The following is a 23,534-nucleotide window of genomic DNA, read 5'->3' on the forward strand; positions in this document are numbered from 1 at the left end:
CAGAGCCTCCGTACGCGTCTTGTCCGCGTCTCCCTAACGGTTCCGCGAGTAGAAGGGGAGCGCCACGACCTCGTACGGCTCGTGGCTGCCCCGGATGTCGACGGCGACCCCCTCGGTGCCGGGCGCGGCGTGCGTCGCGTCCACGTACGCCATCGCGATCGGCTTGCCGAGGGTGGGGGACGGGGCGCCCGAGGTGATCTCGCCGATCACCGAGCCGTCCGCCGTGTCCACGACCGGGTACCCGGCGCGCGGCACGCGACGCCCCGCCGCGACGAGCCCGACCAGCTTGCGCGGCGGCGCGGACTCGGCCTTGCGCGCCGCCTCCTCCAGGGGCGCGCGCCCCACGAAGCGGCCGTCGTTGGTGGTCTTCTCGAACTTCACGGTCCTGCCCAGGCCCGCGTCGAACGGCGTCAGCTCCGTCGACAGCTCGTGCCCGTACAGCGGCATGCCCGCCTCCAGGCGCAGCGTGTCCCGGCAGCTCAGCCCGCACGGCACCAGCCCCACGCCCTCGCCCGCCTCCGTCAGCGCCTCCCACACGGCCACCGCGTCCCCGGGCGCGAGGAACAGCTCGAAGCCGTCCTCGCCGGTGTATCCCGTACGGGCGATGAGCGCGCTCTTCCCGGCGACGGTGCCGGGCAGGCCCGCGTAGTACTTGAGGCCGTCGAGGTCGGCGTCGGTCAGGGACTTGAGGATGCCCGCCGCCTCCGGGCCCTGGACGGCCAGCAGCGCGTAGGCGTCGCGGTCGTCCATCACGACGACCTGCTTGTCCGCGTCGCGCGGGATGCGCGCGACCAGCGCGTCCAGCACGACCTGCGCGTTGGCCGCGTTGGCGACGACGAGGTAGCGCTCCTCCTCGGTGCGGTAGACGATCAGGTCGTCGAGGATGCCGCCGTCCTCGTCGCAGATCATCGTGTAGCGCGCGCGGCCCGGCTTGAGCTTGGAGAGGTTGCCGATCAGCGCGTAGTCCAGGAATTCCCCGGCCTGGGCGCCGGTGATCGTGATCTCGCCCATGTGCGAGAGGTCGAACAGCCCGGCGCGGCTGCGGACGGCGAGGTGCTCCTCGCGCTCGCTGCCGTACCGCAGCGGCATGTCCCAGCCCGCGAAGTCCGTCATCGTCGCGCCGAGCGCGCGATGCGTGGCGTCGAGGGCTGTCTTACGGGGCGTGCGGGGCTCAGGCTCAGTCATCTTCAGGCTCCAGGCGTGTGACGCGGATGTCCTCCCCATCTGTCATCGGAACCTGAGAGGTTCGCCGGGAGCGGCGGCTGCCCGGCTTGCACCTTGGGTGGAGCCCGGCCGCCGGACGACGGAGGGCTCGCTTTTCAGATCTGCCTCACCCTGCGCGGTATCGGGGCCTGAGAGATTCAAGGGAGGATCTTGCTCCTTCGGCGCCCCGGTCCGACGCCGCCTGACGACATCTTCCGGGAACTCTCCCGCGCGGGCTCGAACGGCCTGTATGGAGTTGGCCCGCACATCATTGCATGGGGGTGTGCCCCCCGGAAGATGCCGCATCGCACAGAGGGCTCGGAGGCCTACTGCCCCTGTTCGGCGGCCAATCGCCTTGAATCGCATTACCTTTTCTTGACACTCTCTGAGGAGCGGCGGCGGAGCTGCCGCCTCCGGGAGGGGTGATCTGTGGGCAGCCTGCGCGACCTGCGCGATCTGCGGGGGACGGCGGCCGGAGGCGTTCTGCGCTTTCCCGACGGTGATGTGGTGGTGGTCTCAGGGCTCCCAGGGAGCGGCAAGTCGACGCTGATCCGGCGGACCGTGCCCGTACGGGGCGGGGCGTGCGCGGTGGTCAGCATCGACTCCCAGGACACCCGCGAGCGCTGGGAGAGGGCCCTGCCCGCCTGGCTGCCGTACGGGGCCTACCGGCCGCTGGTGCGGCTCGCGCACTACGCGGGGCTGCGACGGGCCCTCGCCTCCGGCGCCGGGGTGGTCGTGCACGACTGCGGGACGCAGAGCTGGGTGCGCCGCTGGCTGGCGGCCGACGCGCGGCGGCGGGGCCGGGCCCTGCACCTGCTGCTGCTCGACGTCCCGCCCGAGACGGCGCTCGCCGGGCAGGCGGCGCGCGGCCGGGGCGTGTCCGGGTACGCGTTCCGGCGCCATCTGCGGGCCGTACGGAGACTGACGGCCGACGCGGAGGAGGACAGGCTGCCGCGCGGCACGGACACCGCCGTCCTCATGGACAGGCCCGCGGCGGAGGCGCTGAGCGAGATGGTCTTCGCCCCGGTGCCGGAGGAGTTCCGCACGCGCACGGTCCCGCCCCCGGGACGCGGGGACGGGACCGTGCGCGGGGACAGCGAGGGCCGCGTCAGCGCGGCCCCCGGTGTCAGCGGCCCTCTGCCGGGGTGACCGGCGAGGCGGGGGCCGCCGGGTTCGCGGGCGCCGCGGGGGCGGCGGGCTGCGCCGGGGTCTGCGCGTTCTGCGGAGCCTGCTGGCCCTGCTGCGCCGGGGTCTGGGGCGTCTGGGGCGTCTGCGGCTGCTGACCCGTCTGGGGGGTCTGCGGGTTCTGCGGGGCCTGCGGCTGCGCGGCGTCCTGGGGCTTCTGCGCGTTCTGGGGCTTCTGCGGCTTGGCGGCGTCCTGCGGCTTCTTCGCCTCCTGCGGCTTCTTGGCCTCCTGGGGCTTCTTCGCCTCCTGCGGCTTCTTCGCGGCCTGCGGGGTCTTCGGGACCTTCGGGAGGCCCTTGAGGTCGGCGGCCGGGAGCTTGCCGTTGGCGTTCGCGGCGGCGATCACGTTCACCGTGCTGAGCAGCGTCTTCTCCGCGGCGGTGCTGGTCTTGCGCGCGTCACCGGCGGACGCCGCCTTCAGCAGCTCGGCGGAGCTGGCCTGCAGTTCGGCCGCGGCCTTCGTGGTCAGCTCGGCGGCGGGCAGCGGGCGGGCCTTGGCCGCCTTCGGCGCGATCGACGTCCGCAGCTCACGGAGCGCCTTGGCGATCCGGTGGGCGTGCTGCTGGGCACGGAACGGCGCGAGCTTGCCGTCCTTGGCCTGCGCGACGTCGCTGAGCACGCGGCCGACCGCGTCGCTCACCGCCGCCGTGTCCTGGAGGGTCTCGGCCTGCTGCGCGAGCTGCTGCTGCTTCGGGGCGACGGGCGCGGGCTCCGGCGCGGCCTTGTGGGCCGGGCCGTGGTCGGCGGTGGCGACGCCCGCGACGCCGAGGGCGAGGGAGCCCGCGAGCGCGGTGACGGCGACGGCGGTGATGCGGTTGACCTGCATGGGGACATTCCTCCAGTGAGCGTGCTCGTAAGCACATAAAAGGGACGCTCACCACCTTTCGGGCCTCGCGTGCGCTCCGCAACCGGAGAGTCGCCGTACGTGAGCAATCGGGGGAGCGCCCTGTCTCTCTCCCCGGCCCTCACCCTTCCGCCATCCGCGTCACCCGGACGCACGGATAGGCTGGTCCGCATGAGCTTTCCGCAGCAGTACGGGCCGGGTCACGGCGGGGGATGGCCCGGGAACGAGTTGGAGGAGACCCTCGCGGCCTCCCTCGACGTCCCCGGTGCCGGAGCCCGGCTGCTGGAAGTCCTGCGGCGCAGCAGCGTGTGGGTCCCCCTGCCCGAGGGCGGCGGGCCCGAGAGCCGGGATCTCTCCCTGCCGACCATCGAGTTGGGCGGCGCGGCGTACGTCCCCGTCTTCAGCTCGGAGCAGCAGTTCCTCCAGGTCGCGGGCGCGCACGTGTCGTTCACCATCGCGCCCGCGCGGGAGTTCGCGCGCGGACTGCCGCCCCAGGTGGGGATCGCGGTGAACCCGGAGGGGACGGTCGGGGTGCCGCTGCCTCCCGAGGCCGTCGCCGAGCTGTGCGAGAACAGCACGTCCGAGCAGGCCGTCACCGGCATGGCGCGCGGCGCCCGCGTCCGGCTCTTCGAGCCGGACTGGCAGGACGACCCGGTGGACTTCCTCTCCGCCGTCTCCTCCGAGTTCGCCGGGCTCGGGGCCGTACGGACGGCGCGGCGGGCCCTGGCGAGTTCCGAGGGCGATCCGCCCGCGCTCTTCGTCGGCATAGAACTCGACCTGCTCGACCCGGAGTCGAGGCAGGCGGCCCACGAGGCGCTCGGCCGGGCGCTGGGGACGCACACGGTGAAGTGGCCCGTGCAGATGGTGCTGCTCGACGCGGCGCGGGATCCGGTGGTGGAGTGGATGCGCGAGTGCGTGCGGCCCTTCTACACGCGCCAGGAGTAGGGACCAGGGGAAAGTAACCAAGTCGAGCTCAGGGACGAGGACCGATGTCGTGCCCGGGACCTAAGCTGGTTGGATGACGGCGCGGGGCGCACAGGCGTGCCCGGCGCACATGACCGGCGGGCCGGGCGCCAGGGGTGTACGGCACAGGTAAGGGAAGGGCGGCCCAGGTGAGCGCGGGTGGAAGCGTCGAGCAGCTCCTGCGGCAGGTGTCGCCGGGCCGGAGCGACACCTACGAGACCTATGAGTCCCTGCTGAGCGCCCTCGCCGGAACCCGGCTCTGGATGCTGCTGTGGAACGGGCAGGCCGGGTCCCCCGACGCGCAGTACGGAAACATGGAGGTCGGGGGGTACGGATACGCGCCGTGCGTGACCTCGGCCCAGGAGCTGTCCGCCTCGGGCTGGACCCGGGCGCACGAGGTCGTCGGCGGCCGGGACATCGCCGCCGCCCTCTTCCCCGACCGCTGGGGCATCTGGCTCAATCCGCACACCCCCGGCGGCGGCCTCGGGATCCCCTGGCTGGACCTGCGCCGGATCGCCGCCGGGCTCGACCGGCTGCCCGCCGGACCGCTGCGCATCTCCGAACCGTCCCTGGAGATCCCGCAGTTCTACGCGCTGCTGGCGCAGAACGCGCACCACACCCCCGCCGTCCGCTCGATGCGCCGCGCCTGGGTGCAGCCCGCGCTGGGCGTCCCGTACCTCGCCATCGGCCTGGAGCTGTACGACAACGCCCCGCACTCGGTCGAGGGCGCGCGGCAGATGATGCGGCAGTCGATCTCGGCGGTGCCGGACGGCCTGCCGGTCTCCAGCGTCGCCATGTCGGACGACTACGACCCGGTGGCGATGTGGCTGCGCCGCCAGTCCCGCCCCTTCTTCGACCGTGACGCGCAGGGCGTCGCCGCCGCGCCGGGGTTCGGGTACGGGTACCCGCGGGCCCGCTGAGCGGACACACCGAGCGGGCTTTCCGCCCCTTTCGTCCCGCTCTGTCGTGATGCGGGACCCCTCCCCGTAGGCTCCCCGTAGGCGGGGATTTCCTGGCCGGATTTCGGCCACGCGCAGATGGGCCAGAACGGGGCAAATCGAGCGACCCGGCACCGCTCAACGTCAACTTTCGTCCGCATAACGGAACATGACGCGTCACATCACAGTTGCGCATCCTTTCCCCAGGAGGTCTGGCGGGTGATCGAGAGCGCGATGAAGACTCCCGAGCCATAGGCCATCGGCCTTCTGTACGAACAGCATGCGAACCGGCCGCTACAGCGGCGTGCGTGGACTGGTCAACTGCCGGTCGAGAAGGGGTTCCCACCACGATGACGGCACCACTGCACGAGACGTCCGCGGAAACCGCGGTCGCTGAGCCCGCGCCCAGCGGCGCAGACAAGGCTATCGAAGGCCGCTCACTCGGCCGGATCGCCTGGGAGCGTCTCAAGCGTGACAAGGTGGCACTCATTGGCGGTGCGATCGTCCTGCTCCTCATCCTGGTCGCGGTCTTCGCCCCGCTGATCGCCTCGCTGATCGGGCAGGACCCGAACGAGCGCCACGAGGATCTGATCGATCCGCTCTTCAGTACGCCCAAGGGGGACCTGGGCGGCATCAGCGGGGACCACCTGCTCGGTGTCGAACCGGTCAGCGGCCGCGACATCCTCGCCCGCATCCTCTACGGCGCCCGGGTCTCGATCCTCGTCGGCTTCCTCTCCGCCTTCGTCGCCGTGATCATCGGCACGCTCCTGGGCACGCTCGCCGGCTACTTCGGCGGCTGGCTCGACGCGCTCATCAGCCGCGTGATGGACATGCTCCTGGCCTTCCCGCAGCTTCTCTTCGCCATCTCGCTGATCTCGGTCATGCCGAACAACATGTTCGGGCTCACCGGTACGGGCGTCCGGCTGATGGTGATGATCCTGGTGATCGGATTCTTCGGCTGGCCCTATATCGGCCGCATCGTCCGAGGACAGGTGCTCTCCCTGAGGGAGCGGGAGTACATCGAGGCCGCCCGCAGCCTGGGCGCGGGGCGGCGCTACATCCTGAGCAAGGAACTGCTGCCCAACCTGGTCGCGCCGATCACCGTCTACACGACGCTGATGATCCCGACCAACATCCTCACCGAGGCCGCGCTGAGCTTCCTCGGGGTGGGCGTCAAACCCCCCACCGCCTCCTGGGGTTCGATGCTGTCCGACGCCGTGACGTACTACGAATCCGACCCGATGTACATGATCATCCCCGGTGTCGCGATCTTCATCACGGTGCTCGCCTTCAACCTCTTCGGTGACGGCGTGCGCGACGCGCTCGACCCCAAGGGGACCCGTTGACCCCCCAGCCAAGATCCCCCCGGCCTCGCGATGGTGCGGGCCGTGACCTACACGGAGGTTGCGAGAAAGTGACAACCAAACGCACATCGAGGCGTCGACTGGCCGCGGTTTCCGCGCTCGCCATCGGCCCCCTGCTGGCCATCTCGGCCTGCGGCGGCGGAGACGACGACGAAGGCGGGAAGGGCGGCGGGTTCAACGCGGGCATCGGCAAGGTCGCGAACGCGTCGGACAAGAAGGGCGGCACGCTGAAGTTCGTCGGCGTGCAGGACGCCGACTCCTGGGACACCACCCGGATGTACTACGGCTTCGCCTTCGACTTCGCGCGCTACTACAGCCGCCAGCTCGTGAGCTACTCGCCGAAGCCGGGCCAGGGCGGCATCAAGCTCCAGCCCGACCTGGCGACGGACCACGCCAAGATCTCGTCCGACAAGAAGACGTACACCTACAAGCTCAAGGACGGGCTGAAGTGGGAGGACGGCAAGCCGATCACGGCTGAGGACGTCAAGTACGGCATCGAGCGCCAGTGGGCGCAGAAGACGCTGTCCGGCGGCCCCGTCTACCTGAAGGACGTCCTGGACCCCGACGGCAAGTACAAGGGTCCGTACGAGGGCAAGGACTTCAAGGGCATCGAGGCCAAGGACGAGAAGACGATCGTCTTCCACCTGCCCAAGCCCAACGGTGACTTCGAGCAGATGCTCGCCATGCCCACCAACTCGCCGGTGCGCAAGGACAAGGACACCAAGTCCAAGTACGCGCTGAAGCCGTTCTCCTCGGGCCCGTACAAGTTCCAGTCGTACACGCCCAACAAGAACCTCACGCTCGTCCGCAACAAGCACTGGGACGGCAAGGAGGACAAGCTCCGCAAGGCGCTGCCGGACCAGGTCAAGGTCACGCTGCTCACCAACGCCGACGAGCGCGACAAGCGCCTGATCAACGGCGACGCGGACCTCGACCTGAACCAGCGCGGCATGGACTCGCAGGGCCGTACGACCGCGCTCAAGCAGCACAAGGGCAACGTCGACAACCCGCAGTCGGGCTTCATCTCGTACGTGGCGTTCCCGCAGAGCATCAAGCCGTTCGACAACATCCACTGCCGCAAGGCCGCGATCTACGGCACGGACCACAAGTCCGTCCAGACCGCGCGCGGCGGCCCGATGGCGGGCGGCGCGATCGCGCAGAACATGCTGCCCCCGGTCGTCCCCGGTCACGACAAGAGCGACGACCAGTACGGCGTGCTGAAGAACGGCGGCAAGGCCAACGTCACGAAGGCCAAGGAAGAGCTGAAGAAGTGCGGCAAGCCCGACGGCTTCAAGACCACGCTCGCCGTCCGTAACACCGACAAGTCCGATGTGAAGTCCTCCGAGGCGATCCAGGCGTCGCTGAAGAAGATCGGCATCGACGTGGAGATCGACCAGTTCGACGGTGCCCAGGGCTCCTCGATCGTCGGTAACCCGGACGTCGTGAAGAAGAAGGGCTACGGGATGGTCCTCTACGGCTGGGGGCCGGACTTCCCGAGTGGCCAGGGCTACGGCGTTCCGCTGTGGCACAGCAAGTACATCCTTGACAACGGCAACAACAACTACGCCCTGATCAAGGACAAGAAGGTCGACGACGGCTTCGCCGAGGCCATCGGCGAGCTGGACCCGGACAAGGCCGCGGAGAAGTACGCCGAGGTCAACAAGGAGGTCATGAAGGGCGGTTACTACCTCCCGCTGACCTACCTGAAGGTCGTCCAGTGGCGCTCGCCGCGCCTGACGAACGTCTACTCCACCGACGCCTTCAGCGGCTGGTACGACTTCGTGAACATCGGCGTCAAGTGATCCAGACCGCCACCGACATCACCATCTGACGGCGCACCCGCCGCTGGCACGAAGGGCAGGTGAAGGCCGCGGCGGCGGCCCGGCCGAACCCCCGCACCCCGGGGGAGAGGCCGGGCCGCCGCCGGGCGGCCGAGAGCAGTGCTCACATATCTCATCAGGCGGCTGTTCGCCGTCGCAGTGATGCTGGTCGTCATCATCCTGGCGGTCTTCTGCATCTTCTTCCTGATCCCCAAGTGGACCGGAACCGACCCGGCCACGATGTTCGTCGGCAAACAGGCCGACAAGGAGGCCATCGAAGGCGTACGCCAGAAGCTCCAGCTCGACGAGCCGATCCTCGTTCAGCTCTTCGAGTTCTTCAAAGGCATCTTCGTAGGACGGGACTACACCGGCGGGGGCGACACCACTCACTGCTCCGCCCCGTGCTTCGGTTACTCCTTCCGCACCGAGCAGGAGATCTGGCCGGTCCTGACCGACCGCCTGCCCGTGACCCTGTCCCTCGCGGCCGGCGCGGCCCTCCTGTGGCTCGTCATCGGACTCGCGGTGGGCATCGTCTCCGCGCTCAAGCGCGGCAGCATCTGGGACCGTCTGGGCATGACCGGCGCGCTCGCCGGTGTCTCCCTGCCGGTCTACTTCACCGGTCTGATCCTGCTGTCGGTCTTCGCCTACCAGCTCGACCTGGTGAGCAACTCCTTCACCCCGTTCGGCGAGGACCCGGCCAAGTGGTTCAGCGGCATGATCCTGCCCTGGATCAGCCTCGCCTTCCTCTTCGGCGCGATGTACGCCCGTATCACCCGGGCCACCATGCTGGAAGTGATGGGTGAGGACTACATCCGTACAGCCAGGGCCAAGGGCATCAAGGAACCCGTCGTCATCGGGAAGCACGCCATGCGCTCGACCATGACGCCGATCCTCACGCTCCTCGGCATCGACCTCGGCGCACTGATGGGCGGCGCGATCCTCACCGAGACCACCTTCAGCATCCCGGGCCTCGGCCAGGCCGTGCTGAAGGCGATCAACGACAAGGACCTGCCGCTGATCCTCGGTGTCACCCTCATCACCGCAACCGCCGTCGTCATCGCGAATCTCATCGTCGACCTGCTGTACGGCGTGATCGACCCCCGAGTGAGGCTTGCATGACAGTCCCCAGCAAAGAACCAGCAGACGCGACGCCGGACGAGCCGGAGACCCCGGAGAAGACCTCCGCGGCCAAGGCCGAGAAGGACGAGAACGGCGCGAAGCCCGAGAAGTCCGAGGCGAAGGCCGAGAAGTCCGGCGCGAAGGCCGAGAAGGCCGAGTCCACGGACGTCGCGAAGGAGAACGGGGACCTCACCTCGACGGGGACCGCTCCCGGCGAGCCGGTGCTGGACAAGAAGCCCGCACGCGCGTTCCTCGACGTCCGCGACCTGCGCATCCACTTCCCCACCCAGGACGGCCTGGTCAAGTCCGTCGACGGGCTGACCTTCACCCTGGAGAAGGGGAAGACGCTCGGCATCGTGGGCGAGTCGGGGTCCGGCAAGTCGGTGACCTCGCTCGGCATCATGGGCCTGCACACGGTCGGCCAGTACGGGCGGCAGCGCCCGAAGATCTCCGGCGAGATCTGGCTGAACGGCCAGGAGCTGCTCACCTCCGACGCGGACACGGTGCGCAAGCTGCGCGGCCGGGAGATCTCCATGATCTTCCAGGACCCGCTGTCGGCCCTGCACCCGTTCTTCACGGTCGGCCAGCAGATCGTCGAGGCGTACCGCGTCCACCACAACGTCGACAAGAAGAAGGCGCGCACGCGCGCCATCGAGCTGCTCGACCGCGTGGGCATCCCGGAGCCGAAGAAGCGGGTGGACAGCTACCCGCACGAGTTCTCCGGCGGTATGCGGCAGCGCGCGATGATCGCGATGTCGCTGGTGAACAACCCCGAGCTGCTGATCGCGGACGAGCCGACGACAGCGCTGGACGTGACCGTCCAGGCGCAGATCCTCGACCTGATCCGGGACCTCCAGAAGGAGTTCGGCTCGGCCGTCATCATCATCACCCACGACCTGGGCGTCGTCGCCGAGCTCTCGGACGACATCCTGGTGATGTACGGCGGCCGCTGCATCGAGTACGGCACGGCCGAGAAGGTCTTCTACGAGCCGCAGCACCCCTACACCTGGGGCCTGCTGGGCTCGATGCCCCGTATCGACCGGGACAGGACCGAGCGCCTCATCCCGGTGAAGGGCTCCCCGCCGAGCCTGATCAACGTGCCCGAAGGCTGCGCCTTCAACCCCCGCTGCCCCTACGCCGACGTGCCCAAGGGCGGCGTGACCCGCACCACGCGGCCCGAGCTGCGTGAGGTGTCCGCCGGGCACCTGTCCGCCTGCCACATGTCGCAGGAGGACCGGGAGCGGATCTGGAACGAAGAGATTGCCCCGAAGCTGTGAGCGAGGACGAGAAGATGGCGAACTCCGACCAGCCCAAGGGCGGCACGGCGACCGTCGAGGAGCCCGCACAGGGCGAGACCCTGCTCAAGGTCAGCGGCCTGAAGAAGCACTTCCCGGTGACCAAGGGGCTCTTCAAGCGGCAGGTCGGCGCGGTCCTGGCGGTCGACGGCCTCGACTTCGACGTCCGCTCGGGGGAGACCCTCGGCGTCGTCGGCGAGTCCGGCTGCGGCAAGTCCACGATGGGCCGGCTGATCACCCGGCTGCTGGAACCGACCGCCGGGAACATCGAGTTCGAGGGCACGGACATCACGCACCTCGGCGTCAACGGCATGCGTCCGCTGCGCCGCGACGTGCAGATGATCTTCCAGGACCCGTACTCCTCGCTGAACCCGCGGCACACCGTCGGCGCGATCGTCAGCGCCCCCTTCAAGCTCCAGGGCGTCAAGCCCGAGGGCGGCGTCAAGAAGGAGGTGCAGCGGCTGCTGTCGGTGGTCGGGCTCAGCCCCGAGCACTACAACCGGTACCCGCATGAGTTCAGCGGCGGCCAGCGGCAGCGCATCGGCATCGCGCGGGCCCTCGCCCTCAACCCGAAGCTGGTCGTGGCCGACGAGCCGGTCTCCGCGCTCGACGTGTCGATCCAGGCGCAGGTCGTCAACCTGCTGGACGACCTCCAGGAGGAGCTCGGCCTCACCTACGTGATCATCGCCCACGACCTCTCCGTCATCCGGCACGTCTCGGACCGGATCGCGGTGATGTACCTGGGCAAGATCGTCGAGCTGACCGACCGCCAGTCGCTGTACGACCGCCCGATGCACCCGTACACCCGGGCGCTGCTCTCGGCGGTCCCGGTGCCGGACCCCCGGCGCAAGCACACCGGCGGCGGCCGGGAGCGGATCCTGCTGCAGGGCGACGTCCCCTCGCCGATGAACCCGCCGTCGGGCTGCCGCTTCCACACCCGGTGCTGGAAGGCGACCGAGGTGTGCAAGACGAAGGAGCCGCCGCTGGTGGCCCTGGAGACCGGGCACCAGGTGGCCTGCCACCACCCGGAGAACGCCGCGGACCAGGAGCCGGGCGACACCAAGCTCCTGGTGCAGAAGTAGCGGCGCGGCCGCCCGTACGAGGCGGGAGCGGAAAAGGTCCACGAGCCCGGTAGAAAGGGCCCGTGGACTTTTTCAGCTCGCCGCTCCTGCACACGCTGGACCTCGTCGGGATCTTCGTCTTCGCCCTCTCCGGCGCGCTGCTCGCCGTGCGCCGGAACTTCGACGTCTTCGGGCTGGCCGTTCTCGCGCTGGTGACGGGGCTCGGCGGCGGGCTCTTCCGCGACGTGGTCATCGGCGCCGTGCCCCCGGCCGCCTTCACCGACCTCGGCTACTTCCTGACGCCCCTGGTCGCCACGGTGCTCGTCTTCTTCCTGCACCCCGTGGTCGAGCGGATCAACAAGGCCGTCCTGGTCTTCGACGCGGCCGGGCTCGGCCTCTTCTGCGTCGCGGGCACGCTCAAGGCGCACCAGTACGGGCTCAGCCTCACCGCGTCCGCCGTGCTGGGCCTCGCGACCGCCGCCGGGGGCGGGGTGCTGCGCGACGTCCTCGCGAACGAGGTGCCCTCGCTGCTGCGCTGGGACCGCGAGATGTACGCCGTCCCCGCCGTCGTCGGCGCCTCCGCCACGGCGCTGCTGATCCACTGGGACCGGGCGACCCCGGTGGCCATGACCTCGGCGGCCGTACTCGCCTTCGTCCTGCGCCTCCTGGCGCTGCGCTACAACTGGCGGGCCCCGCGCGCCTGGAACCGCCGGAGCGCGACGCTGGACGAGTCCTAGCCGGTCCCGGTCCCGTCCCGGTCCCGTCCCGTACCGCCGTTCAGAAGGGGAACTCGCTGCGGCCGTGCTGGACCGAGACCCAGCGCTGGGTGGTGAAGGCCTCCCAGGCGCCCTCGCCGCGCAGCTTGCCGCCGAACGGCACGGAGGGCTCGTCCAGCGCGCCCGGCCCGTTCAGATGCACCACGCCCGTCTCGATGCGCCGCGCGAGCGCCAGGCCCCGCTGGACGTCGCGGGTGTGCACGGCGGCGCCGAGACCGAAGGGCGCGTCGTTGGTGAGGCGGGCGGCCTCCTCGTCGCCGTCGAACGGCAGCAGCGCGGCGACCGGGCCGAAGATCTCCTGCCGCAGCAGCGCCGAGTCGGGGGAGAGCCCCGCCAGCACCGTCGGCCGGACGACCGCGCCCTCGGCCTCGCCGCGTACGAGCGCGACGGCGCCCTCGCTGAGCGCGTGGTCGGTCAGCGCCACGACCGCGTCCGCCTGCGCGTCGCTGAGCAGCGGCCCGATCCGGGTCTCGGGGTCGCGCGGGTCCCCGGCCCTGAGCGCGCGCACCCGCGCGGTGAACTCCTCGGTGAACTCCCGCTCCACGTCCCGGTGGACGAGGATCCGGCTCACCGCGGCGCCGCCACCCTGCCCCCGGTGGACGAAGCGGCTGAAGGCGGCGGCCTGCGCGGCCTGCGGGAGGTCGGCGTCGTCCAGGACGATGAAGGAGCTGCTGCCGCTGAGTTCGAGCACGGTGCGCTTGAAGTGGCCCGCGGCGACGGCCGCGACGTGCCGCGCCGTCTTGTCGGAGCCGGTGAAGGAGATCACCTGGGGCACGGGGTGCTCGATGAGCGCGTCGCCGATCTCGGCGATGTCGGTGATCAGCACGTTCAGCAGGCCCGGCGGCAGGCCCGCCTCCTCCAGCAGCTCGGCGACGAGGGTGCCGCCGCTGACCGGGGTGTTCTGGTGCGGCTTGAGCACCGCCGCGTTGCCCAGCGCGAGCGCGGGCGCGACGGCGGCGAGCGCGAGCAGGAAGGGGTAGTGGAACGGGCTGATCACGCCGACCACGCCCACCGGGTCGCGGTGCAGATAGTTCTCCTTGCCCTCCACGGGGGAGGGCAGCAGCCGCCCGTGCGGCCGGACCGCCAGCCCGCTCGCCTCGCGCAGGCACTCCTTGGCGAGGCTCAGCTCGAAGTCGGCACGCGCGCGGGGCGTACCCGTCTCGGTGATCAGCACATCGGCCAGCCGCTCGGCGCGCTCCTCGATGAGGCGGATGGCGCGCTCGAATATCTCCCTGCGCGCGAAGCCTCCCGCGCCGGCCCAGTCACGCTGCGTACGCTCGGCCGCCCGATATGCCTCGTCGACCTCACTCGCCGTGGCCACTGTGACGGATGCGAGCTTCTCGCCGCTGTAGGGATCGAAGTCGATGAGGTCCCAGGAGCCGGTGCCCGGACGCCACGCCCCATCGATGTACTGGAGCGCGAGTTTCGCGAAATACGACATTGCCGCTGGCTTCCTTCCCTGGTCCGGACGACAAGTTAAGTACGGGCGAGTGGAGTTGGTGAAGGGGGCACTACCAGTCTCCTGCCACTTCTACCTGCCGGTAACACCTCCGGTGTACCGTGCGTTCATGTCCGACGCTCCCCTCGATGCCCCCGTCACCAGCGAATTCGACCGCGACACGGCCGTACGGCCGCGCGGTCAGGGCGTCCACGAGGCCCAGCTTTCTTCAGGATGGGCGATAGGCCATGCCCTCAACGGGGGCTATCTCCTCTCCGTCCTCGGGCGCGCGCTGCGCGAGTCGCTGCCCCACCCCGACCCGTTCGCGATCAGCGCCCACTACCTCACCGCGAGCGCCGCGGGCCCTGCCGAGGTGCGTACGGAGACGGCGCGCACGGGCCGTACGGTCTCCACGGCCTCCGCCGCGCTCGTCCAGCGCGACGCGGAGGGCAACGAGGTCGAGCGGATCCGCGCCCTCGCCACCTACGGCGACCTGGACGCGCTCACCGGAGACGTGCGCACCAGCGCCAAGCCGCCCGCCATGCCGCCGCCCGAGCACTGCTTCAGCGCCTCGGACGCCCCGGCCGGCTCCGTGCCCGTGCCGGAGATGAGTCACCGCCTCGACCTGCGGCTCGACCCGGAGACCTGCGGCTGGGCGCTCGGCGAGCCCAGCGGGCGCGGCGAGATCCGCGCCTGGCTCTCGCTGGCGGACGGGCGCGCGCCCGACCCGCTCTCGCTGCTGATGGCCGTGGACGCGCTGCCGCCCACCGGGTTCGACCTCGGCCTCGGCGGCTGGCTGCCCACGGTGGAGCTGAGCGTCCATGTGCGGGCCCGCCCGGCGCCCGGCCCGCTGCGGATCGCGCTCACCACGCGCAACCTGGCGACCGGCTTCCTGGAGGAGGACGGGGAGATCTGGGACTCGGCCGACCGCCTCGTCGCCCAGTCCCGCCAGCTCGCCCGGGTGTAAATGCCCGTTTTCCGGTGATGCGTATACGTTGGGGAGAGAAGGAGCTCAGTGGAGTTCACTCGGCAGCGGCCGAGGCGCACCCGAGAGAGAGCGAGCGACCCATCGTGACGTACGCAGTGAAGAGCACGCTTCCGGACGAGGACCTGAAGATCGTCGGCGAGGCCCTCCAGGGCTCGCTGGTCGACCTGATCGACCTCTCCCTCGTCGCCAAGCAGATCCACTGGACCATCGTCGGTCCGCGCTTCCGCTCCATCCACCTCCAGCTCGACGAGGTGGTGGACACGGCGCGCAACTACTCCGACACCGTCGCGGAACGCGCCTCCGCGCTGGGCATCCCGCCGGACGGCCGCGCGGCGACCGTCTCGAACAGCAGCGCCGTCAGCACGGTCAAGGAGGGCTGGCAGCCCGACACCGACGCCGTCCAGACCATCGTCTCCGCCCTCGCCGCGGTCATCGCCAAGGCCCGCGAGCGCATGAAGGCCGTCGGCCCCGTCGACCCGGTCACCGAGGACATCTTCATCCAGCTCACCGGTGACCTGGAGAAGGAGCACTGGATGTTCCAGGCGGAGAACCAGGGCTGACCTGGACGAGGTGCGGAGGGTGCGGGTGCCGCGCAGGCTGGACACATGGGCGCACCGATAGTCGTGTATCCGCCCGCACCCGCCGGTGGCCGACGGGTGGCGGCGCATGGAGAGACGCTGGGGACGGCGTACGGAATGGTCGACGTGATCGAATTCCTGCGCCGGGCCGGACTCGACATCGCCACCATCAGCCTCTACGACGAGGAACTGATCGAGTGGCGCGGCGGAAGTCCCGAGGTGTGGGGGCCCCGCGCGGCGGGCTGACCGGCCGGGGCGAGTCCGTCGCGCTCCCACGCGCCCGGCGTGCGCCCCGTGGAGCCCCGTAGAATCGGGGAACCATGGCTGACACCGCCCATCGCGCCTATCTCGACCACGCCGCCACGACCCCGATGCACCCCGAAGCGGTGCGGACGATGACCGCCCAGCTCGCGGTCGTCGGCAACGCCTCCTCGCTGCACGGCTCGGGCCGTAAAGCCCGCCGCACCGTCGAGGAGTCCCGCGAAGCGCTCGCCACGGCGCTCGGCGCCCGCCCCAGCGAGGTCGTCTTCACCGGCGGTGGCACCGAGGCGGACAACCTGGCCGTCAAGGGGCTCTACTGGGCGCGCAGGGACGCCGACCCGCGCCGTACGAGGGTGCTGGCCAGCCCCGTCGAGCACCACGCCGTCCTCGACGCCGTCGAGTGGCTCGCCACGCACGAGAGCGCCACCGTGGAGTGGCTGCCCGTCGACGCCCACGGGCGCGTGAGCCCCGAGGCGCTGCGCGAGGCCATCGCCCGCGACCCCTCGGACGTCGCGCTGGCCACGGTGATGTGGGCCAACAACGAGATCGGCACCGTCAGCCCCGTCCGGGAACTGGCCGGGGCCGCGGCCGAGTTCGACGTGCCGCTGCACGCCGACGCGGTGCAGGCGTTCGGCCAGCTCGACCTCTCCTTCCAGGAGTCGGGCCTCGCCGCGATGACCGTCACGGGCCACAAGGTCGGCGGGCCGTACGGGATCGGCGCGCTGCTGCTCGGGCGCGAGTACGCGCCGGTGCCGCTGCTGCACGGCGGCGGCCAGGAGCGGCACGTGCGCTCCGGCACCCTCGACGTCCCCGCCGTCGCCGCCTTCGCCACGGCGGGACGGCTCGCGGTCGAACGGCGCGAGGAGTTCGTACGCGAGGTCGGCGCCCTGCGGGACGCGCTCGTGGACGCCGTGCGTGCCGCCGCGCCCGACGCGATCCTCAACGGCGACCCCGACCCGGCGGGCCGCCTCCCCGCCAACGCGCACTTCTCGTTCCCCGGATGCGAGGGGGACTCCCTGCTCCTGCTGCTGGACGCGCAGGGCATCGAGTGCTCCACGGGCTCCGCCTGCACGGCGGGCGTGGCCCAGCCCAGCCACGTCCTGCTCGCCTCGGGCGCCGACCCGGACCTCGCCCGCGGCACGCTGCGCTTCTCCCTGGGCCACACCTCGACGAAGGCGGACGTGGAGGCGGTCGCGGAGGCGATCGGCCCGGCGGTGGCACGGGCGCGGGGAGCGGGCCTCAGCTAGCGGACGGCCTGTCCGAGGCGCTCCCGGCGCTCCCGGCGCTCTCGGCACTCCCGGAGGTCCGTTGGCGCCGGACCCGGCGCAGCTCCTCCTCGACCATCCCCAGATAGCGGCCCCAGTCCCAGTGCGGCCCCGGGTCCGTGTGATCCGTGCCCGGCACCTTGGAGTGGGGCACTATGTGCTCGCGGTCGGCGGGGAAGTCGTACCGGTGGCAGATGTCCGCCGCCAGCCGCGCCGACGCCCGGTACATCTGCGGGGTGAAGTCCGCGGGCCGGTCCACGAAGCCCTCGTGCTCGATGCCGACACTGCGCTCGTTCCACTCCCGGTTGCCTGCGTGGTAGGCGACGTCCAGCTCGCGGATCATCTGCGCCACATGCCCGTCCTTGCGGACGACGTAGTGCGCCGCCGCGCCGTGCGACGGGTCCTGGAACACCTTCAGGGCCGTCGGATAGCTGCCCTGGACGACATGGATCACGATGCGGTCCACGCGGAAGTCGGCGGGGCGGTCGGCCCGCCGCCAGTTCGAGGTCGAGGCCGCCACCCACTGCGCGGAGGCGTGGTCGACGTCACCCTCCGTACGCGGCTTCTCGTTCCCGGGCACGCGCCACCACAGGCGGGACGCGCTGTCCCGCCCGGCCGTCGCGACGATGCTGAGACCGACCGCCGTTCCGCCCGCGATCAGCAGCCTTCGCCTGGTGATGTCCATGCGCTCCATAACGCGTTCGGGCCCACTGGTGGTTCCGACTACCCTGGAGACGCTATGACTACTGCGTTCTCCGGGGGCACGGCCCCCGTACCCTCAGCCGGACCGGCACGCCCCCTGCGCGTGCTCGCCGCCATGTCCGGCGGCGTCGACTCCGCCGTGGCCGCGGCGCGCGCCGCCGAGGCGGGGCACGACGTGACGGGCGTGCACCTGGCCCTCTCGGAGAACCCGAAATCGTTCCGCACCGGCGCCCGCGGCTGCTGCACCATCGAGGACTCCCACGACGCCCGCCGCGCCGCCGACGTCATCGGCATCCCCTTCTACGTCTGGGACCTCGCCGAGCGCTTCCGCGAGGACGTCGTCGACGACTTCATCGCCGAGTACGAGGCGGGGCGGACCCCGAACCCGTGCCTGCGCTGCAACGAGAAGATCAAGTTCGCCGCCCTCCTCGACAAGGCGCTGGCACTCGGCTTCGACGCGGTGTGCACGGGCCACTACGCGACGGTGGCGGTGTGCGAGGACGGCAGCCGCGAGCTGCACCGCGCGAGCGACGCGGCCAAGGACCAGTCGTACGTCCTGGGCGTGCTGGACGACCGGCAGCTCGCCCACGCCATGTTCCCCCTGGGGGACACGGTGACGACGAAGGACGAGATCCGCGAGGAGGCCGCCCGCCGCGGCCTGTCCGTGGCCAAGAAGCCCGACAGCCACGACATCTGCTTCATCGCCGACGGCGACACCCGAGGCTTCCTCGCCGACCGCCTCGGCCGCTCCGAGGGCGCGATCCTCGACGAGTCCGGCACCGAGGTCGGCACCCACGAGGGTGCCTACGGCTTCACGATCGGCCAGCGCAAGGGCCTCCGCATCGGCCACCCGGCCCCGGACGGCAAGCCGCGCTACGTCCTGGACATCTCCCCGGTCGACAACACCGTCACCGTCGGCCCGGCGGCGTCCCTGGACGTCACGTCCCTGACGGCCATCCGCCCCCGCTGGTGCGGCACGCCTCCGGCGGCGGGTACGTCGGGCGCGTACACGGCCCAGCTCCGTGCGCACGGCACCGAGTGCGAGGTCGAGGCCGAACTGACCTCCGACGCGGAACTCCGCGTCCGCTTCACCGGCGCCCCGGAACGCGGCGTCGCCCCGGGCCAGGCGATCGTCCTCTACGACGGCACGCGCGTCGTCGGCAGCGCGACGATCGCCACGACGGAGAAGGCGGTCCCGGCCCCGAGCTGAGGTCCCGCCTCACTCGGGCGGGTTCGCCTTCACATGACGTATGAGCGCGCCGAGAAGGCTCGGCCCCATCGTCAGCACGCGCTCCGGTCTCTCGCTCTCCCGCAATGCGACACGGCCTGCCGCCGCGGCGGCGACCTCCACGCAGTTGTTGCCACCGCCCCCGCAGAACGATGCCCGCTGCCAGTTCCGTTCAGTCACTCGTCGGTCCTCTCACAGGTCTCGCGCGATCGACCGGATGAGCTTCTGGGACTCGTCCGGAGGGAGCGCGGACTGTTCCATCAGGTCCAACAAGGAACGATAGTTCGCAAGAGGTGTCGGGGCATCCACGAAGTGGGCACCGAACGCGGTGTCCAACTGGACCGTGTCCAGTTGCTGAACGGGTCCCTCGGCGTAGAGGACCGACTGCCCCGCGCCGTGGAACGCGCCTGTGCTGAACGGGATGACGAGAAGCGTCACGTGCTCGCGTTCCGCAGCCTCCGCCAGCTCGTCCAACTGGGCCCGAGCCACCTCTCGGCCTCCGAACTCCAGGCGCAGGGCGGCCTCGTGAATGATGCCCGTATAGGGCGTCGGGGAGTCTCCGGCGAGGATGGACTGCCGTCCGAGCCGATGGGCGACGCGCAACTCCACCTCCAGCCTCGGAAGCCGGGGGACAGCGAGGTCGAAGATAGCGCGAGCGTGATCTTCCGTCTGGAACAGACCCGGCAGATGGACGGTCTGCGCGGTGCGGATGCGCTTGGCGTAGTGCTCCACCTCGGAGACGTCGAGGTGATCGTCCGGAAGTTTCCCCCGGTACTCCTCCCACCAGTGGCGAGTTCGGCGGCTCGCCGCCATGGCCGCGAGCGCGTCGATCAGTTCTTGATCTGGACACCTGTAGTGGCAGGCGATCTGGCGAACTCGCTCTTCGCTGAGGCCGGTGCGCCCCGCTTCGATATTGGAGACCATCGTGCGGTCAGCACCGAGCCTCGCTGCCGCATCCCGTGCAGAAGTGCCTGCCTGCTCGCGCATGCGACGCATTTCCGTGGCCAGTCGGCGCTGGCGGCCCGTTGGGGCGGATTTGGAAGCCATGGGTCCTCTCTCGCGCTCGAGGAGTCTTCCAGGTAGGCGAGTTGAGAGTCTAGTGAGCCCGCTTGTCACTCACTCTTTCGTGAACATGGACTCACGTGTGAGTCGCGCCTGCCCTAGGGTGTGTGACCCACGCCACCAACGGAGGTGCCACGTGAGTCATCACGCCGACAGCGAGCCCCGCCCTCACCCCGAACCCCTCCCCTTCACCGCCCCCTGGCGCTACGAGCTGCACTTCCCGTGCGACCCGCGCGGACCCGGGGTCGCCCGAGCGACCCTGCACGCGGTCCTCACCGCGCACGGTGTCGGCGAACTCGCCGACAAGGCCGCCCTCTTGATGACGGAGCTGGCCACCAACTCCGTGCAGCACTCGAAGGGCTCGGCCCTCGTAACGCTGCTGTGGCTCTGCCCCGTGCTGCGGGTGAGCGTGTGGGACAGGGGGCCCGACCTGCCGCCGTTCGGGAAACCTGTCGCTCCGGAGCCGTACGCCGACAGCGGGCGCGGGCTACTGATCCTGGACGCCCTCGCCGACCGGTGGGGCGGATGCGGGATGGGGGAGGGCGCGTACGGGCCGGGCGGCAAGACCGTCTGGTTCGAGCTGGCGGTCCCGGGCCCGTCCCGAGGGGGAGCCGCGCTCGCGGCGTGACCGGGGAGCCGGGGGACTCTGGGGGCTACGGCGTCCGTTGGCGGACGTACGATCGGGCGTGTGATCGAGACCGAGCGGCTGTTTCTGCGTCCTCTCACCACCTCCGACGTGGACTTCTTCGTTGCGCTTCATGACGACCCCCGGGTCAACCGGTTCGTCGGCTCGTACACCCCTCAACGGGCGCTGGAGCGGCTGCGGGCCATCGAGCAGCAGTGGGAGGAACGGGGGCATGGGTTGTGTGTCGTTGAGTTGAAGGACACCGGTGAACTCCTGGGGCGTAGCGGGCTGCAGTACTGGGAGCAGTTCGGCGAGGTCGAGTTGGGGTGGACCTTGCGGGCTGAGGCGTGGGGGCACGGGTATGCGACCGAGGCCGCGCGGGCCTGTCTGGAGTGGGGCTTCGCGACGCTGGACGTCGATCACCTCATCGCTCTCATCCGACCCGGCAACGAACCCTCCGTGAAGGTCGCGGAGCGGCTGGGCTTCGCCCCGCGCCGGGAGGAGGAGCTGTTCGGCAATCCCGTCACTGTTTATGGGGTGGACCGGCCCTAGGCCGCAGTCCCGGGTCAGTAGCCCACCGTGAAGCGGCGGTGGTGGTGTCTTGGGTTTTCCGTCTCGTCCAGCAGGGCTACGGCCAGGTCCTCCATGGATATCGCCGAGCGGCCTGCCGCGTCGATCAGCAACTCGTCGTGGCCCAGGCGGTAGCGGCCTGTGCGGGTTCCTGGCTCCAGGAGGGCGGGTGGGGAGAGGTACGTCCAGTCGGCCTCGGTGTCGGTGCGGTAGACCTCCCACTGGTCGTTGCAGGACTGGGCTATGGCCCGCCAGGCGGGCGGGACGAAGGACGGGTCGTCCACGGCCAGGACGCCGCCCGAGCCGGGGACGGTGAGGCTGCCCGCGCCGCCGACCGCGAGGAGGCGGGTGCCGGTGCGGGCGACTCCGGCGAGGAGGGCCTTGGCCATCGTGGTGTGGGCTGCTTCGTCCCCCGGCGCCGGGCGGGTGGCGCTGAGGACGGCGTCCTGGCCGGTGGCCAGGGCCGCCACCGCGTCCACGTCCGTCGCGTCGCCCGCGCGGACCGTGACGGTCGGCGGGAAGGCGGCGGCGCGGGACGGGTCCCGGACGACCGCCGTCACCTGGTGGCCCCGGGAGACGGCTTCGGCCACCACGCGTATGCCCGTGTTTCCGGCGGCTCCGAAGATCGTGAGGTGCAGGGTCATTTCAGGCGTCCTTTCGGGGCGTGCTGGCGAGCTGGCCCAGGACGACGCCGGCTACGACGAGGGCCAGGCCGCCCAGTTGCCAGGGGGTGAGGGTCTGGCCCAGGAAGATCAGGCCCGCGAGGGTCGCCGTGATGGGGTTGGTGAGGCCGAGGAAGGAGAGGGAGGAGGCGGGGAGCCGCTCGATGCCGCGGAACCACAGGGCGTAGGCGAGGGCGGTGCCTATCAGGCCCAGATAGGCGTACCCCGCGAGGTTGGTGCCGGTGAAGTGGGAGGGGAGGCCCTCCACCGCGAGTGCGAGGGGGGCCAGGACGACGCCTCCCGCCGTCAACTGCCAGCCGGTCAGAGCGAGGAGTGAGACGCCCTCGGGGCGGCCCCAGCGCTTGGAGAGGACCACCGCCAGGGCCATGAGGGTGGTCGCTAGGAGCATGGCCAGCACGCCTGTGGGCTCCAGCGCCGCGTCGCCGCGCAGCACCAGCAGGGCCACTCCCGTGACTCCGACGAGCCCCGCGAGCAGCGTGCGCGCGGTCGGCCGCACCTTCAGCACGCCTATCCCGAAACCGGCCACCAGCAACGGCATCACCGCGCTGATCGTCGAGGCCACGCCGCCGGGGAGGTGATACGCGCCGTAGAAGAGCAGGGGGAAGAACGCGCCGAAGTTGAGCATCCCGAGGACAGCCGCCTTCCACCACCAGTCGCGGCGCGGCAGCCGCCGGGTCACCAGCAGCAGGAGCAGACCTGCGGGGAGCGCGCGGAGTGCGGCGGCGAGCAACGGGCGGTCGGGCGGGAGTAGTTCCGTCGTCGTGACGTATGTGGTGCCCCAGGTCGCGGGGCCTATCGCGGCGAGTGCGGCGGCCCCTGCCCAGGCCCGGCGCGCATGTCCGTGTGCCTCCGCCTGTATGGGGCGGGCGGGGGCCGTGTGGCGCGGTGAGGTCGTGGTGGTGGTGGGCATGGGGTCCCCCTCAACATTCGGATTCTTAATGTTGAGAGAAATCCTGCCGCGAGGATCCGCGAACGTCAAGTATCTGAATGTTGAGAGATCTCGTGTACTCTCGACGCATGAGCACAGCCGAGCCCACGACCCCGGCGGACTCCGCCGACGCCATCGACGAGCTGCGCGCCCAGTGGCAGCGCGAGCGCCCCGACCTCGACGGGCCGGGGCTCGACGCGATGGCGCTGATAGGGCGGATCAAGAGGGCCGCGGGCCTGCTGGAGCGCGGCATGAAGCCGGTCTTCGCGGAACACGGCCTGGAAGGACCTGAGTTCGACGTCCTGGCCACTCTCCGCCGCGCGGGCGCGCCGCACGAGATGACGCCGGGCGGTCTCCTCAAGTCCGCGATGGTCACCTCGGGCGCGATCACCAACCGCCTCGACAAGCTGGAGCGCAAGGGCTACGTCGAGCGGTATCCCGACCCCGACGACCGCCGCGCGGTCCGTGTCCGCCTCACCGACGAGGGCCTGGCCGTCGTCGACCGGGCCGTGGAGGCCCACACTGAGAACGAGCAGCGCATGCTTGCCGCCCTGAAGGAGCCGGAACGCACAGCCCTCGAATCAGCCCTGCGCCACCTCCTGGTCTCCCTGGGGGACACCCGGCTGGGGTGAGCGGGC

The 23,534-nt window shown here is 70.7% G+C and carries 25 protein-coding genes and 1 riboswitch; of the genes, 17 read left to right on the forward strand and 8 right to left on the reverse strand.

Features of this window, described 5'->3' with window-relative positions; genetic code table 11:
- Positions 1-33: 33 nt before the first annotated feature.
- Positions 34-1,185, reverse strand: a complete 1,152-nt coding sequence (gcvT, locus tag ACGF3A_RS06980; protein WP_393726533.1) for a glycine cleavage system aminomethyltransferase GcvT — start codon at positions 1,183-1,185, stop codon at positions 34-36.
- Positions 1,186-1,330: 145 nt separating this feature from the next.
- A riboswitch (glycine riboswitch) is annotated at positions 1,331-1,443 on the reverse strand.
- A 189-nt stretch (positions 1,444-1,632) separates the two neighbouring features.
- Between gcvT and ACGF3A_RS06985 the strand changes: the two genes are divergently transcribed.
- Entirely contained in the window at positions 1,633-2,352 is a 720-nt protein-coding gene (locus tag ACGF3A_RS06985; protein WP_393726535.1) for an AAA family ATPase, read from the forward strand.
- Here ACGF3A_RS06985 and ACGF3A_RS06990 read toward each other — a convergent pair.
- Complete coding sequence (locus ACGF3A_RS06990) at positions 2,330-3,214, reverse strand: hypothetical protein (RefSeq protein WP_393726536.1); 885 nt, start codon at positions 3,212-3,214, stop codon at positions 2,330-2,332. The genes ACGF3A_RS06985 and ACGF3A_RS06990 overlap by 23 nt on opposite strands.
- Before the next feature lie 189 nt (positions 3,215-3,403).
- Here ACGF3A_RS06990 and ACGF3A_RS06995 point away from each other — a divergent pair, with 189 nt between their 5' ends.
- From ACGF3A_RS06995 to ACGF3A_RS07030, 8 genes are all read left to right on the forward strand, one after another.
- On the forward strand, positions 3,404-4,177 hold the full coding sequence (locus ACGF3A_RS06995) for an enhanced serine sensitivity protein SseB (protein ID WP_393726538.1): 774 nt from the start codon (positions 3,404-3,406) through the stop codon (positions 4,175-4,177).
- Positions 4,178-4,344: 167 nt separating this feature from the next.
- Positions 4,345-5,115, forward strand: coding sequence for an enhanced serine sensitivity protein SseB C-terminal domain-containing protein (locus tag ACGF3A_RS07000; protein WP_393726540.1), 771 nt, complete (start codon positions 4,345-4,347; stop codon positions 5,113-5,115).
- A gap of 368 nt (positions 5,116-5,483) precedes the next feature.
- Positions 5,484-6,479, forward strand: a complete 996-nt coding sequence (locus ACGF3A_RS07005; RefSeq protein WP_393726542.1) for an ABC transporter permease — start codon at positions 5,484-5,486, stop codon at positions 6,477-6,479.
- A 68-nt stretch (positions 6,480-6,547) separates the two neighbouring features.
- Positions 6,548-8,299, forward strand: coding sequence for an ABC transporter substrate-binding protein (locus ACGF3A_RS07010; protein ID WP_393726544.1), 1,752 nt, complete (start codon positions 6,548-6,550; stop codon positions 8,297-8,299).
- Between the two features lie 138 nt (positions 8,300-8,437).
- Positions 8,438-9,436 (forward strand): ABC transporter permease, encoded by a 999-nt coding sequence (locus ACGF3A_RS07015; RefSeq protein WP_393726546.1) that lies wholly within the window; start codon positions 8,438-8,440, stop codon positions 9,434-9,436.
- Complete coding sequence (locus tag ACGF3A_RS07020) at positions 9,433-10,713, forward strand: ABC transporter ATP-binding protein (protein ID WP_393726548.1); 1,281 nt, start codon at positions 9,433-9,435, stop codon at positions 10,711-10,713. The genes ACGF3A_RS07015 and ACGF3A_RS07020 overlap by 4 nt, the downstream gene beginning before the upstream one ends.
- Before the next feature lie 14 nt (positions 10,714-10,727).
- Complete coding sequence (locus ACGF3A_RS07025) at positions 10,728-11,813, forward strand: ABC transporter ATP-binding protein (protein WP_393726550.1); 1,086 nt, start codon at positions 10,728-10,730, stop codon at positions 11,811-11,813.
- Positions 11,814-11,875: 62 nt separating this feature from the next.
- Complete coding sequence (locus ACGF3A_RS07030) at positions 11,876-12,529, forward strand: trimeric intracellular cation channel family protein (RefSeq protein ID WP_393726552.1); 654 nt, start codon at positions 11,876-11,878, stop codon at positions 12,527-12,529.
- Positions 12,530-12,569: 40 nt separating this feature from the next.
- Here the strand turns inward: ACGF3A_RS07030 and ACGF3A_RS07035 are convergent, their stop codons facing one another.
- A complete protein-coding gene (locus ACGF3A_RS07035) occupies positions 12,570-14,009 on the reverse strand; it encodes an aldehyde dehydrogenase family protein (protein WP_393726554.1) in 1,440 nt (479 codons plus the stop codon).
- A gap of 127 nt (positions 14,010-14,136) precedes the next feature.
- On the opposite strand from ACGF3A_RS07035, the gene ACGF3A_RS07040 reads away from it, so the two are divergent.
- The 4 genes from ACGF3A_RS07040 (at position 14,137) to ACGF3A_RS07055 (ending at position 17,080) form a co-directional block, all read left to right on the forward strand.
- On the forward strand, positions 14,137-14,973 hold the full coding sequence (locus ACGF3A_RS07040; RefSeq protein WP_393726556.1) for a thioesterase family protein: 837 nt from the start codon (positions 14,137-14,139) through the stop codon (positions 14,971-14,973).
- Positions 14,974-15,077: 104 nt separating this feature from the next.
- On the forward strand, positions 15,078-15,554 hold the full coding sequence (locus tag ACGF3A_RS07045) for a Dps family protein (RefSeq protein WP_393726558.1): 477 nt from the start codon (positions 15,078-15,080) through the stop codon (positions 15,552-15,554).
- A gap of 45 nt (positions 15,555-15,599) precedes the next feature.
- Positions 15,600-15,818: a hypothetical protein gene (locus ACGF3A_RS07050; RefSeq protein WP_393726560.1), complete on the forward strand. Its 219-nt coding sequence runs from the start codon at positions 15,600-15,602 to the stop codon at positions 15,816-15,818.
- A 74-nt stretch (positions 15,819-15,892) separates the two neighbouring features.
- Entirely contained in the window at positions 15,893-17,080 is a 1,188-nt protein-coding gene (locus ACGF3A_RS07055; RefSeq protein ID WP_393726562.1) for a cysteine desulfurase family protein, read from the forward strand.
- Here the strand turns inward: ACGF3A_RS07055 and ACGF3A_RS07060 are convergent.
- Complete coding sequence (locus ACGF3A_RS07060) at positions 17,073-17,783, reverse strand: N-acetylmuramoyl-L-alanine amidase (protein ID WP_393726564.1); 711 nt, start codon at positions 17,781-17,783, stop codon at positions 17,073-17,075. The genes ACGF3A_RS07055 and ACGF3A_RS07060 overlap by 8 nt on opposite strands.
- A gap of 54 nt (positions 17,784-17,837) precedes the next feature.
- Between ACGF3A_RS07060 and mnmA the strand changes: the two genes are divergently transcribed.
- Positions 17,838-19,010 carry a tRNA 2-thiouridine(34) synthase MnmA gene (gene mnmA / locus ACGF3A_RS07065; RefSeq protein WP_393726566.1) on the forward strand — a complete coding sequence of 391 codons (1,173 nt, stop codon included), beginning with the start codon at positions 17,838-17,840 and terminating at the stop codon, positions 19,008-19,010.
- Positions 19,011-19,019: 9 nt separating this feature from the next.
- On the opposite strand, the gene ACGF3A_RS07070 is transcribed toward mnmA, so the two are convergent.
- Both ACGF3A_RS07070 and ACGF3A_RS07075 read right to left on the reverse strand, forming a co-directional pair.
- Positions 19,020-19,208, reverse strand: coding sequence for a DUF397 domain-containing protein (locus ACGF3A_RS07070; RefSeq protein WP_393726568.1), 189 nt, complete (start codon positions 19,206-19,208; stop codon positions 19,020-19,022).
- Positions 19,209-19,220: 12 nt separating this feature from the next.
- Positions 19,221-20,075: a helix-turn-helix transcriptional regulator gene (locus ACGF3A_RS07075; protein WP_393726570.1), complete on the reverse strand. Its 855-nt coding sequence runs from the start codon at positions 20,073-20,075 to the stop codon at positions 19,221-19,223.
- A gap of 151 nt (positions 20,076-20,226) precedes the next feature.
- Here ACGF3A_RS07075 and ACGF3A_RS07080 point away from each other — a divergent pair, with 151 nt between their 5' ends.
- Both ACGF3A_RS07080 and ACGF3A_RS07085 read left to right on the forward strand, forming a co-directional pair.
- Entirely contained in the window at positions 20,227-20,718 is a 492-nt protein-coding gene (locus ACGF3A_RS07080) for an ATP-binding protein (protein ID WP_393726572.1), read from the forward strand.
- A gap of 60 nt (positions 20,719-20,778) precedes the next feature.
- Positions 20,779-21,267 (forward strand): GNAT family N-acetyltransferase, encoded by a 489-nt coding sequence (locus ACGF3A_RS07085; protein ID WP_393726574.1) that lies wholly within the window; start codon positions 20,779-20,781, stop codon positions 21,265-21,267.
- Between the two features lie 14 nt (positions 21,268-21,281).
- Here the strand turns inward: ACGF3A_RS07085 and ACGF3A_RS07090 are convergent, their stop codons facing one another.
- Complete coding sequence (locus tag ACGF3A_RS07090; protein ID WP_393727193.1) at positions 21,282-21,923, reverse strand: NAD(P)-dependent oxidoreductase; 642 nt, start codon at positions 21,921-21,923, stop codon at positions 21,282-21,284.
- Between the two features lie 7 nt (positions 21,924-21,930).
- The gene (locus ACGF3A_RS07095; protein ID WP_393726576.1) at positions 21,931-22,878 is read right to left on the reverse strand and encodes an EamA family transporter; all 948 of its coding nucleotides are present in this window, start codon (positions 22,876-22,878) and stop codon (positions 21,931-21,933) included.
- A 107-nt stretch (positions 22,879-22,985) separates the two neighbouring features.
- Here ACGF3A_RS07095 and ACGF3A_RS07100 point away from each other — a divergent pair, with 107 nt between their 5' ends.
- Entirely contained in the window at positions 22,986-23,528 is a 543-nt protein-coding gene (locus ACGF3A_RS07100) for a MarR family winged helix-turn-helix transcriptional regulator (RefSeq protein WP_393726578.1), read from the forward strand.
- Positions 23,529-23,534: the final 6 nt, after the last annotated feature.

Source organism: Streptomyces sp. NPDC048172 (assembly GCF_043202595.1).
In the GTDB taxonomy this organism is placed as follows: Bacteria; Actinomycetota; Actinomycetes; order Streptomycetales; family Streptomycetaceae; genus Streptomyces.

Coding starts and splice junctions, on each gene's coding strand:
- ACGF3A_RS07100 (WP_393726578.1), top strand. CDS start 22,986: ATGAGCACAGCCGAGCCCACGACCCCGGCGGACTCCGCCGACGCCATC.
- mnmA (WP_393726566.1), top strand. CDS start 17,838: ATGACTACTGCGTTCTCCGGGGGCACGGCCCCCGTACCCTCAGCCGGA.
- ACGF3A_RS07060 (WP_393726564.1), bottom strand. CDS start 17,783: ATGGACATCACCAGGCGAAGGCTGCTGATCGCGGGCGGAACGGCGGTC.
- ACGF3A_RS07095 (WP_393726576.1), bottom strand. CDS start 22,878: ATGCCCACCACCACCACGACCTCACCGCGCCACACGGCCCCCGCCCGC.
- ACGF3A_RS07055 (WP_393726562.1), top strand. CDS start 15,893: ATGGCTGACACCGCCCATCGCGCCTATCTCGACCACGCCGCCACGACC.
- ACGF3A_RS07005 (WP_393726542.1), top strand. CDS start 5,484: ATGACGGCACCACTGCACGAGACGTCCGCGGAAACCGCGGTCGCTGAG.
- ACGF3A_RS07020 (WP_393726548.1), top strand. CDS start 9,433: ATGACAGTCCCCAGCAAAGAACCAGCAGACGCGACGCCGGACGAGCCG.
- ACGF3A_RS06990 (WP_393726536.1), bottom strand. CDS start 3,214: ATGCAGGTCAACCGCATCACCGCCGTCGCCGTCACCGCGCTCGCGGGC.
- ACGF3A_RS07075 (WP_393726570.1), bottom strand. CDS start 20,075: ATGGCTTCCAAATCCGCCCCAACGGGCCGCCAGCGCCGACTGGCCACG.
- gcvT (WP_393726533.1), bottom strand. CDS start 1,185: ATGACTGAGCCTGAGCCCCGCACGCCCCGTAAGACAGCCCTCGACGCC.
- ACGF3A_RS07035 (WP_393726554.1), bottom strand. CDS start 14,009: ATGTCGTATTTCGCGAAACTCGCGCTCCAGTACATCGATGGGGCGTGG.
- ACGF3A_RS07050 (WP_393726560.1), top strand. CDS start 15,600: ATGGGCGCACCGATAGTCGTGTATCCGCCCGCACCCGCCGGTGGCCGA.
- ACGF3A_RS06995 (WP_393726538.1), top strand. CDS start 3,404: ATGAGCTTTCCGCAGCAGTACGGGCCGGGTCACGGCGGGGGATGGCCC.
- ACGF3A_RS07040 (WP_393726556.1), top strand. CDS start 14,137: ATGTCCGACGCTCCCCTCGATGCCCCCGTCACCAGCGAATTCGACCGC.
- ACGF3A_RS07025 (WP_393726550.1), top strand. CDS start 10,728: ATGGCGAACTCCGACCAGCCCAAGGGCGGCACGGCGACCGTCGAGGAG.